Source organism: Flavobacterium petrolei (genome assembly GCF_003314435.2).
Taxonomy (GTDB): Bacteria; Bacteroidota; Bacteroidia; order Flavobacteriales; family Flavobacteriaceae; genus Flavobacterium; species Flavobacterium petrolei.
Map to the genome: position 1 here is coordinate 54,217 of NZ_QNVY02000003.1, position 11,171 is coordinate 65,387.

Sequence of the window (11,171 nt, forward strand, 5' to 3'; positions counted from 1 at the left end):
AAACTTTTAATTTTTCAATAATAAAATGAAAAAAATACTAGTCATAGACAATTACGATAGTTTCACTTATAATCTAGTGCACTATCTCGAAGATTTAGATTGTGAAGTAACCGTTTATAGAAACGATGAATTTGACATCGATGAAATTGCAGTTTTCGATAAAATTCTTCTTTCTCCTGGACCTGGAATACCGGACGAAGCAGGATTATTGAAAGAAGTGATTCAAAAATACGGGGCGACCAAAAGTATTTTTGGCGTATGCTTAGGTCAACAAGCTATTGGAGAAGTATACGGAGGAACGCTTTCTAACTTAGACAAAGTGTATCATGGTGTGGCTACCAATGTGAAAACCGTTGTTGATGATGAACTTTTATTTGAAGGATTAGGAAACGAATTTGAAGTGGGACGTTACCATTCATGGGTGGTTGATCCTAATTTGCCAGATGTTCTAGAAGCGACTTCTTTTGACGAAAACGGCCAAGTAATGTCCTTGCGCCACAAAACGTATGATGTGCGCGGTGTACAATTTCATCCCGAAAGTGTTTTAACTCCAAATGGGAAAAAGATATTAGAGAATTGGGTGAAAAACTAGTCATAAAGTCAAATATCATAATGTCGAAAGACTTTAAGACTTTCAACTTTCAACTTTAAGACATATATAAAAATGAAAAATATATTAAACAGATTAATCAATCACGAAATGCTTTCGGCTGCAGAAGCAAAAAATGTATTGGTTAATATATCAAACGGGAGTTACAACACGAGCCAAATTGCTTCTTTTCTAACCGTTTACATGATGCGCAGTATAAGCATAGATGAACTTTCCGGTTTCCGTGAAGCATTATTAGAATTGTGTATTCGCGTGGATTTATCCGCATATAATACTATTGATTTATGCGGAACCGGTGGTGATGGAAAAGATACTTTCAATATTTCAACACTGGCTTCATTTGTAGCTGCCGGTGCAGGAATAAAAGTGGCAAAGCACGGAAATTACGGAGTTTCTTCTATCTCTGGATCTAGTAATGTAATGGAGAAACTAGGAATCAAGTTCAGTAATGATACTGATTTCTTGGAAAGATGTATCGACAAAGCAGGAATTTGTGTTTTACACGCACCATTATTTCATCCTGCAATGAAAAATGTGGGACCAATTAGAAAAGAATTGGGCGTAAAAACCTTTTTCAATATGTTGGGACCAATGGTAAATCCATCATTTCCACAAAATCAGTTGGTTGGTGTTTTCAACTTAGAACTGGCCAGAATGTATGCGTATTTGTATCAAAACACGAATACTAATTTCACCATCCTGCATTCGCTTGACGGTTATGACGAAGTTTCGTTGACAGGTCCTACAAAAACAATTACCAGTTCCATGGAAGGAATGCTAAATCCGGAAGATTTTGGTGTTCGCCTTTTGCTGCAAAGCGAAATCGAAGGCGGAACAACCATCGAAGAATCGGCACAAATGTTTACAGATATTATTTCGGGAAAAGGAAACGAGGCCCAGAATAATGTGGTTTGTGCCAATGCAGCCATGGCAATTGCAACCGTTACAAAATGTTCTCCTTTAGAAGGATTTCAAATAGCGAAAGAAAGTTTATTATCCGGAAAAGGACTTGTAGCTTTGAAAAAATTGAAAGATTTAAGCAAATAAAATAGTTTAAAGTTTAAGGTTTAAAGTTGTTGGAATTTCGAACAACTTGAAACTTGAAACAAAGAAAACTTGAAACAAAAAAATAAATGAACATTTTAGATAAAATCATAGTTGACAAAAAAAGAGAAGTCATCCTCAAGAAATCCATTATTCCTGTTTCACAATTGGAAGCTTCAGTTTTCTTCGAAAAAAGGACTATTTCTTTGAGCGATAATTTAAGAAACAGCAACTCAGGAATCATTGCAGAACACAAACGCCGTTCCCCTTCCAAAGCAGAAATCAACTACAGCTTTACGGTTGAAGAAGTTACCAAAGGATATGAAAATGCTGGTGCTTGTGGTATTTCAGTATTGACAGATGGAAAATATTTTGGTGGCTCATTAGACGATTTACTTTTGGCAAGAGCCGCAGTAAATATTCCATTATTGAGAAAAGAATTTATTGTAGATGAATACCAAATCTTAGAAGCAAAAGCCCACGGAGCCGATTTAATTTTGCTTATCGCAGCAGTTTTGACAAGAGAGGAAATCAAATCCTTATCGGAATTTTCTAAAAGTTTAGGGTTAGAAGTTTTACTGGAAGTACACAATCAGGAAGAACTGGAAAAATCGATTATGCCAACATTAGATATGATTGGTGTGAACAATAGAAACCTAAAAACATTTGAAGTGAGTTTGGATTTCAGCAAGCAATTGGCAGCACAAATTCCAGATGATTTTGTAAAAGTTTCTGAAAGCGGAATTTCATCAGTAGAAGCCATCAACGAACTAAAACCTTTTGGTTACAAAGGATTTTTAATTGGAGAAAACTTTATGAAAACGGATAATGCCGGTAAAGCAGCAATGGAATTTATATCAAAACTATAAAGATGAAACTCAAAATCTGTGGCATGAAATATCCCGATAATATTCTCGAAGTAGGTTCGCTCCTACCCGATTATATGGGATTTATTTTCTGGGAGAAATCGGCTCGATATTTTGATGGTATTATTCCACAATTACCAAAATCAATCAAGAAAGTAGGCGTTTTTGTCAATGAAACTGGAGAAATAATTTTAGCGAAAGTCCAAAAATACGATTTGCAAGCCATTCAATTACATGGAAATGAATCAGTTGAATTCTGTCAGGATTTGAAAAATAAAATAGAGAATCCAATTGAAATCATAAAAGTATTCTCTGTCGATGATGATTTTGATTTTGAAGTATTAAAACCATTTGAAAACGTTTGTGACTATTTTCTTTTTGACACCAAAGGAAAATTACCAGGAGGAAACGGAACCACGTTCGATTGGAAAGTTTTAGAAAAGTATCCTTCGAGCAAACCGTTTTTTCTGAGCGGCGGAATCGGAATTGAGGAAATGGATGCCGTGAAAGAAATAGCAAAAACAAATTTACCGCTGTATGCCATTGATGTAAACAGTAAATTTGAAATAGAACCGGGATTAAAAAACATAGAAAAATTAGATAGTTTCAAGAATAACTTGAAAACTTTAAACTTATAAACTTTAAACAAAATGAGTTACAACGTCAACGAAAAAGGCTATTACGGAGAATTTGGAGGCGCTTTCATTCCTGAAATGTTATATCCAAATGTGGAAGAATTACGCCAAAATTATTTAAAAATTACAGCAGAGCCTGAGTTTCAAGCTGAATTTGATGCTTTGCTAAAAGAATATGTAGGTCGTCCTACGCCGCTTTATTTTGCCAAGCGATTATCTGAGCAATACAATACTAAAATCTACCTGAAAAGAGAAGATTTATGCCACACTGGTGCCCACAAAGTGAACAACACCATTGGGCAAATTTTGTTAGCCAAACGCTTGGGCAAAAAACGAATCATTGCTGAGACCGGAGCTGGTCAACATGGAGTTGCAACAGCTACAGTTTGTGCCTTAATGGGACTGGAATGCATCGTGTACATGGGTGAAGTCGACATCAAGCGTCAAGCGCCAAATGTGGCTCGTATGAAAATGTTGGGTGCCGAAGTTCGTCCGGCAATGTCAGGTTCAAAAACCTTAAAAGATGCCACTAACGAAGCCATTCGCGACTGGATTAACAATCCTGTTGACACCTATTATATCATTGGATCTGTGGTAGGACCGCATCCTTATCCGGATATGGTGGCGCGTTTTCAAAGTGTTATTTCTAAGGAAATCAAAGAACAATTACTGGAAAAAGAAGGTCGTGAAAACCCTGATTATGTGATTGCCTGCGTAGGTGGCGGAAGCAATGCTGCCGGGACCTACTATCATTTTCTGGACAATGAGGACGTAAATATTATTGCGGTCGAAGCAGCAGGTTTGGGAGTTGATTCCGGCGAAAGTGCCGCAACTTCTGCCTTAGGAAAAGTGGGCGTTATTCACGGAAGTAAAACCTTATTGATGCAAACAACGGATGGCCAAATCACCGAACCATATTCTATTTCAGCAGGACTGGATTATCCGGGAGTTGGTCCTATGCATGCCAATTTATTCACAACGGGAAGAGCGCAATTCATCTCCATTACAGATGAGCAAGCGATGCAATGGGGAATAAAATTATCTCAAATGGAAGGACTTATTCCTGCCATTGAAAGTGCGCATGCCTTTGCCGTTCTGGACGAAATGAAATTCAAACCTGAAGATGTGGTAGTCATCAATCTTTCCGGTCGCGGTGACAAAGATTTGAATACCTATATCGATTATTTTAAATTATAAAAAAAGCACAATTTGGGCGTTCCCAAAGGGTCGGGCTGTCCGCTATATCTTTTTCATGGCAGAAAAGCCATAAAAAGGATGCCGCTTCCATCCCTAACGCAGACAAATAACTAGAAAACATTATTTATGGAACAGCTATTCTCTTACGGTACATTGCAGTCAAAAGAAATTCAGATGCAGGTTTTTAATAAACTATTAAGTGGAACTGAGGACATGCTTTTAGGATACAAACTAAAAGATTTTCAAATAGAAGAAGAATTTGGAATGGAAGATTATTTTGTAGCTATTCCAAGTGAAAATCCTTCGGATGCAATAAATGGTATCGCTTTTACTGTAACCAACGAAGATCTCATAAAAGCAGATCAATTCGAATCTAATGCTTATAAAAGAATTCAAATAACATTGCAATCTGGACTTTCGGCCTGGATTTATATTGAAAGTTAATAATCCAGAAAAATAGTTCCGATTTAAACAACCTACTAGGTTTCTAAAACCAAATTTTGAATACAAAATAATACCCACAAGGTTTTGGAACCCTAGCGGGAATAAATAAAATTATATTAAAATGAACAGAATAAATCAAAAATTACAAGAGACTAAAAAGATACTTTCCATTTATTTTTCGGCGGGATATCCTAACCTCAACGATACCGTACAAATCATTCAGGATTTAGAAAAAAATGGTGTGGACATGATTGAAATCGGATTGCCGTTCAGTGATCCATTGGCCGATGGACCAACAATTCAAGCCAGTTCCACACAAGCATTGCATAACGGAATGACAACACAGGTGTTGTTTGACCAACTAAAAGACATTCGTAAAACGGTTGCTATTCCATTAGTGATTATGGGTTATTTCAACCCAATGTTACAATACGGAATAGAGAATTTCTGCCAGAAATGTGCGGAGATTGGCATCGATGGATTAATCATTCCTGATCTTCCCGTTGATGTGTATGCCGATGAATACAAAGCCACTTTCGAGAAATATGGTTTGAAAAATATATTTTTGATTACGCCACAAACATCCGTTGAACGCATCCATTTTATTGACAGCGTTTCTGATGGATTTATCTATATGGTAAGTTCAGCGAGCGTTACCGGTTCCCAAACTGGTTTTGGAAGCGCTCAGGAAGAATATTTCAAACGCATTGCCGACATGAATCTAAAGAATCCTCAGGTAATTGGTTTTGGAATCAACAACAAGGAAACCTTCAACCAAGCTACACAATTTGCCAAAGGAGCAATTATAGGAAGCGCTTTCATCCAGCACCTAACCGAAAACAGTACCGGAAAAATTGAAGAGTTTGTAAAAGCGATTCGATAAAATTTCCTTTATATACTATCAAACGGCGTTTAAAATTGATTTAAACGCCGTTTTTTTTATAAGATTATTTTTATATATTTGACTTAACTATAAAACGAAACAAACATTCACCAAACTACCCAATTTTGGGTGTATATACGAAGGTTTGTTTCGCCTATATAAAAGTTGTGCGTCAGCTTGGAGAACCGAAGGAGAACGAATAGAATTTTTCATATTAAACTTTATAAAATGATTAAAAAAACAACGTTATTAATTACATTACTTATCTCTGCTTATTCTTGTGGTAAAAAAGAAGAAAATACAATAACTCCAGAACCTAAATATGAATACGATACAAATTCAGAACAATATTCTGGACCACCTTCTGAAAATGTAACACCACAATATGAAAATACAGTTTCAGAACAAACGGAACCTACCAACATCGAAAAGTATTCACAACTAAAAAATAATGACGTAACAATTGAGTGTGAAACTACTGTTGAATTTGTAGATGGCAAATCAGACAACATTACCATTAAAATGCAAATACCACACGAAGAGCCTACTACAATCAATTTAAGAAACCCAGTGAAAGTAAAAAGCGAAAATTCTGAAATAATATCTAAAATGTACACAGATAATAATGACGAAAAAGTGATTTTTATTTGGCGAAAAGATATGAGCAAAATAAGCATAATGAATGGAGATAACGCTGTTATGTTTTTACGATGAAATTTTCAATATAATTAAATTAAAAAAAAATGGAAATAAAATCTGGAATGATTGTTTAGCTAAAAACGGGCAGTCCTGCAATGACCGTACATTCTTTAGCACGACCAGAAACTTGGATTTGCAGTTGGTTTGTAGGCACTAAAGTGAATCATAGTCAATTTAGAACAGACCAATTAACAGACAAAGACCCTAATCAGAAATAAACGTTAGATCTTTTAGTTCGTGAATTTCTGTATGTAATTCTGTATCTATAAAATACATACATATTGCTTTACCCTCTGAATTTAGCTCGCTAAAAGTCATTTTGTGAGAATGTTTAGTAGTTGAAATTATATTTCCTGTTTTTATATTTGAGTTCATAATAAATAATTTAAAAAAGGCTTCTCACTTAAAAGGAGGAGAAACGAAACCTAAATAAAGCCGCACGCACAACAGCTGTTTCAATATACTTGCGAATTTAGTGGAATTACGTGCTATCATCATAAACCCCGCTACGCAAAGTGTTCCCAGCTCCGCAAAGTGTTCTTCTAAAAAATAAATTTCTCGCGAATGCTGCGAATTCTATAATACAGATTGTCCAAAATATAAAGTTTGTTTTGTACTTTTAAAGCACACGCATTAACTGAAAAACTCAAATTACAATAATGAATTATCACTTTAGAAAAGCGGAACTATCTGAAATAGCTTCATTATAAGCCATTTTGCAATAAGTTATTAATTTAGAAAAGAAGACGATAGAATAAAGGGCAAAAAAGACGATAACGAAATATTTTTAATTAATTTTCACAAAATTAATCACAATAATTTTTGAATTTAATTTTACGAAAGCCAAAATGAGAGTTAAATTTTGAGTATGTATTGTATCAAATGAACTCTTTACTTAAGAAATGTATTTAATATTAAGAAAATAAATAATGAAGATTGAAAATAAAATATTTATAAGAACATTTTTGTTTACTGGATTTGGTTACGCAGTATTGATGGCAGGATTTGATTATTTAGACGGGGAATCATTTATACAATTTAAACACTTATTTCACTTTTTATTTTTTGGAATGTGTATGGGTCTATTGGCTCGATATAACTACAAAAAACAATTTAAAAAGGAAATAAACGAAAACGAAAATACAAAAACGGATCCTAAATTATAAAAAGTAAACTCCACTGGTACGCAAAGTGTTCATCTAAAAAAATAGGTAGTGTAAATCCATTTGGCAAATATGAAAAACGTCAGTATCATACTATTTAGGATTATATGTAATGTACTGTTTTAAAAGCTATCGATTGTTCCTTCAAAGCGTTGTATATTAAACTTAAATGCGTATTTTTAATAATCTGCTTTATTTAATTCTATTAGACAAAAACCTATGACTCTATTTACTCAGATTATTTGGCTTTTTATATTGGCTATACCGGTTGCTTGTGTTTCATGGACAGTTACCCACGAGAAATTGTTTCGAGAGCCGAGGGAATACTGTCTTAACAGAAGCCTTCATGATGACACTTTGTTAAAAAGAAAGTTTTTTTACCTTTTTACCTGCGAATACTGTTTTAGTCATTACATAACAATCCTATTTCTTTTTTTAACTAATTATAAACTTTTGCTGACTGACTGGAGAGGATATATCATAGCAGGCTTCTCTTTAGTATGGATAGCCAACAGTTACATGAGTATATATGCGCTTATTCGACAAAGTATTAAAAAGGAAATAACTGAAATTAAAGTGTTGGAAAAAGAGAAAAAAATTTAATCCCGTATCGTTAGTGCGAGTTCTCGCCCGTTGAGCTCGAGATAGCAATCGCAGCAAAGAAAATATTCCTTATTCTCCGCAAGTTATTCTTCTAAAAGTAAATATATCCTATAATGAGGAATGTCCAAAATTCAAAGTTTGTTTTGTACTTTTAAAGCACACTCATTAACTAAAAAACTTAAATTACAATAATGCATTATCACTTTAGAAAAGCGGAACTATCTGAAATAGCTCCGATATGGGAAATTTTACAACAAGCGATACAACGCAGAAAAGAAGATGGCAGTACCCAATGGCAGGACGGTTATCCAAATCCGGAAGTAATACAAAAAGATATTGAAAAAGGCAAAGGATTTGTTTTGGCAGACGGAGAAACTATCATCGGTTACAGTGCGGTACTCATCAATGACGAACCTGCTTACGCTACAATTGAAGGCAACTGGTTAACGAATGATGATTTTGTTGTCATGCACCGCGTAGCTATTTCTGAGAAACATTTGGGTAAAGGACTGGCTAAACTGATGCTAAAAAACATAGAAGATTTTGCATTAAGCAACAATATTTACAGTGTAAAAGCTGACACAAATTTTGATAATATTGCTATGATGAAAATTTTTGAAAACTTAGGTTATACCTATTGTGGCGAAGTTTATTTTAGAGGAAGCCCCAGGAAAGCATTCGAGAAAGTATTACACAAACAAGACTGATTGAAATTAAAAAACCGCAAATTCGCAAATAAAAACAGTTAGTAACTGTTTCAATAATTTGCGAATTTGCGGTGAGTTTTTTTTAAAAATCTTAAACTACAGCTTCTTCTTCAGGAGCAGTTTCAAATTCCATGTGGTCCTCGATTTCCATTGCTACTTCCGGCTTAGATGCTTTCAGCGCATTGAATCTTTCTAATTGTTCCAGTTCACCTTCTTCCCCACTGAAATAAGGAAAAACATCCATAATAGGAGATTCTGAAATTGCAGGAACGGTGTAGTCGCCCATCGTACCTTTCATCACGCTAATGGTGTTATCATAAGCCTCTTTTACATCATTGGCTTGCACTAATAAATACATATTAGTTTTGCGTTCTTTACCGCTTTCTTCATCATAGGCCAATAAAGATACTTTAGATCTGAACCAACGATCCGCATTTTCAAAAGGATGAATCTCAGCATAATTAGCGACTTTTATATTCGTGATTTTAAATTCTTCACTGATATACGCTGACATTTCTTCATTAATTCTGCTTTCAGCTTCCGTGTAAGATAACGCGTCTACCAAGTACGGTTCCGTTGTAATCTTCTGTCCGCCAGTTTCGTCTGTTTTTCTATATTTTACTTTGCATTCGTACCAAGTTGTGCTCATTTCTTTTTTTTTTTAAGGATGTCAAAGATAGATTTAAAAGAAAAAAAACAACAGTATTACTAAAATAGATATTCACAATTTTAGATGGAAGTCGGTATTGATTTTTATTTCAATTAAAAGAATTAATTCCTCAAATAAAAAAACAGCCTTTACAATAAGCAAAGGCTGTTTTTAAAAAATATTTCTTCAAAACTGAGTATTAGTCAATAAGTGTAACCAAATCCTCTTTGTTTTTTCTGACTTTTGCTAAGTTTGCTAACCAGTCATTTTCGGTATCTCTGTAGCCTAAAGGAAGAATTACACAACTTCTAAGACCTTTTGCTCTTAGATTCAAAATTTCGTCTAATGCATCTGGCTCAAAACCTTCAATTGGTGTGCTGTCTACTCCTTCGAAAGCGGCAGCTGCGATAGCCATTGAAAAAGCAATATAAGCCTGTCTTGCTGCGTGCTGAAAGTTAACTTCAGCATCTTTTTGAGGATACGTACTCAACAGCATCTGACGGTAATTTTCAAAACCTTCATTTTTAAAACCTCTGATATCATTGGTATGATCAAATACTTTATTGATACGATCCGCTGTGTACGTATCCCAAGCGGCAAATACTAATAAATGGGAACAGTCTGTAATCACGGATTGATTCCACCCTATTGCTCTGATTTTTTCTTTAATTTCTTGATTGGTTACCACCATTATTTCAAAAGGTTGCAAACCACTTGATGTAGGTGCTAGAATTGCTGCTTCGAGAATAATATCAATTTTTTCTTGAGCTACTTTTTCTCCATTCATCGCTTTAGCTGCATAACGCCATTTCAATTTATCTAATAATTCCATTGTACTATATTTATTAATTACTGTTTTTTTTTATATTAAAAATTTTTACACTTTTATACTATCCCATGCCGCTTGAAAACTTTCTTGCAATGTTTTTTCATCCAAAGGACACAATCCCCTATTTTTCATGTTCATCAAAAAAGCCATAGGATATATCGAATAAGCATACATCAGATAAGGTGAAATATCCTTCAGAATACCCTCTTCTTTTCCTTTCATCCATAAATCAAAAAGCGGCGTCAGGAATTGTAATCCTTCTTGTCTTGTTATTTCATCAATCATGGGCGTATTATCACATTGCGATAAAAAAGAGGCTTCTTCTTGATGGGTCAATTTATAATGCGCCATATTGAACCAAATTTTTTTAAAACTAAGTTCCACTGATTCCTGAAGATTGTAATCTAAAAAGGCCGCTTCAGCAAAAGATGATTTTACTGTTAGATACAATTTACTGACTAAATCTTGTTTACTTTGAAAAAACAGATAAATCGTGGCGGGAGAAACAGCTGCAATTTTTGCAATTTTTGCCATTGAAGCTCCTTGAATCCCTCCATTATTTACTAAAGTCAAAGTAGCTTTCAAGAGAGCAATCCGTTTATCAATACTTTTTTGAAGTTGCGCCATTTTTGATATTATTCTTAAATTCCTAATAAATAACAACTCTATTAAAAAATGCTTAAAAAAACATTTGTATTAAAGTCATATTGAAATACAAAGATACTATAAAAAAGAATGAACATTCATAAATCACAATTAATTATGTTTTGTTTACTCTTAAAAGTATGTTAGGAAAAGGAAAGCATTTCGACAAATAGCGTCTTCTTTCGTTATTTTTTTTT

12 protein-coding genes and 1 pseudogene are annotated in these 11,171 nt (G+C 34.3%); 10 read left to right on the forward strand and 3 right to left on the reverse strand.

The features are described 5' to 3' along the window. Window positions 1–25 precede the first annotated feature (25 nt). From DR871_RS09660 to DR871_RS09715, 10 genes and pseudogenes are all read left to right on the forward strand, one after another. Window positions 26–592 (forward strand): anthranilate synthase component II, encoded by a 567-nt coding sequence (locus DR871_RS09660; protein ID WP_113666104.1) that lies wholly within the window; start codon window positions 26–28, stop codon window positions 590–592. Window positions 593–664: 72 nt separating this feature from the next. Next, window positions 665–1,657 carry an anthranilate phosphoribosyltransferase gene (trpD, locus tag DR871_RS09665; protein ID WP_113666105.1) on the forward strand — a complete coding sequence of 331 codons (993 nt, stop codon included), beginning with the start codon at window positions 665–667 and terminating at the stop codon, window positions 1,655–1,657. Window positions 1,658–1,743: 86 nt separating this feature from the next. Continuing rightward, window positions 1,744–2,523: an indole-3-glycerol phosphate synthase TrpC gene (trpC, locus tag DR871_RS09670; RefSeq protein WP_113666106.1), complete on the forward strand. Its 780-nt coding sequence runs from the start codon at window positions 1,744–1,746 to the stop codon at window positions 2,521–2,523. 2 nt (window positions 2,524–2,525) lie between these two features. Further along, a complete protein-coding gene (locus DR871_RS09675; protein ID WP_113666107.1) occupies window positions 2,526–3,158 on the forward strand; it encodes a phosphoribosylanthranilate isomerase in 633 nt (210 codons plus the stop codon). Window positions 3,159–3,170: 12 nt separating this feature from the next. After that, window positions 3,171–4,352, forward strand: a complete 1,182-nt coding sequence (trpB, locus tag DR871_RS09680; RefSeq protein WP_113666108.1) for a tryptophan synthase subunit beta — start codon at window positions 3,171–3,173, stop codon at window positions 4,350–4,352. Between the two features lie 126 nt (window positions 4,353–4,478). Further along, window positions 4,479–4,796 carry a gamma-glutamylcyclotransferase family protein gene (locus DR871_RS09685; protein ID WP_113666109.1) on the forward strand — a complete coding sequence of 106 codons (318 nt, stop codon included), beginning with the start codon at window positions 4,479–4,481 and terminating at the stop codon, window positions 4,794–4,796. A 121-nt stretch (window positions 4,797–4,917) separates the two neighbouring features. Further along, entirely contained in the window at window positions 4,918–5,679 is a 762-nt protein-coding gene (gene trpA / locus DR871_RS09690) for a tryptophan synthase subunit alpha (protein WP_113666110.1), read from the forward strand. Window positions 5,680–5,907: 228 nt separating this feature from the next. Continuing rightward, entirely contained in the window at window positions 5,908–6,393 is a 486-nt protein-coding gene (locus DR871_RS09695) for a hypothetical protein (RefSeq protein ID WP_113666111.1), read from the forward strand. Between the two features lie 71 nt (window positions 6,394–6,464). Next, window positions 6,465–6,596 (forward strand): annotated as a pseudogene (locus tag DR871_RS16625) (hypothetical protein); the annotation flags it as partial. Between the two features lie 1,739 nt (window positions 6,597–8,335). Further along, window positions 8,336–8,851 carry a GNAT family N-acetyltransferase gene (locus DR871_RS09715; RefSeq protein WP_113666115.1) on the forward strand — a complete coding sequence of 172 codons (516 nt, stop codon included), beginning with the start codon at window positions 8,336–8,338 and terminating at the stop codon, window positions 8,849–8,851. A 91-nt stretch (window positions 8,852–8,942) separates the two neighbouring features. Here DR871_RS09715 and DR871_RS09720 read toward each other — a convergent pair whose 3' ends face one another. The 3 genes from DR871_RS09720 to DR871_RS09730 form a co-directional block, all read right to left on the reverse strand. After that, window positions 8,943–9,500 (reverse strand): DUF4494 domain-containing protein, encoded by a 558-nt coding sequence (locus tag DR871_RS09720; protein ID WP_113666116.1) that lies wholly within the window; start codon window positions 9,498–9,500, stop codon window positions 8,943–8,945. Window positions 9,501–9,699: 199 nt separating this feature from the next. After that, window positions 9,700–10,332, reverse strand: a complete 633-nt coding sequence (locus DR871_RS09725; RefSeq protein WP_113666117.1) for a nitroreductase family protein — start codon at window positions 10,330–10,332, stop codon at window positions 9,700–9,702. A 45-nt stretch (window positions 10,333–10,377) separates the two neighbouring features. Further along, entirely contained in the window at window positions 10,378–10,956 is a 579-nt protein-coding gene (locus DR871_RS09730; RefSeq protein ID WP_113666118.1) for a TetR/AcrR family transcriptional regulator, read from the reverse strand. Window positions 10,957–11,171: the final 215 nt, after the last annotated feature.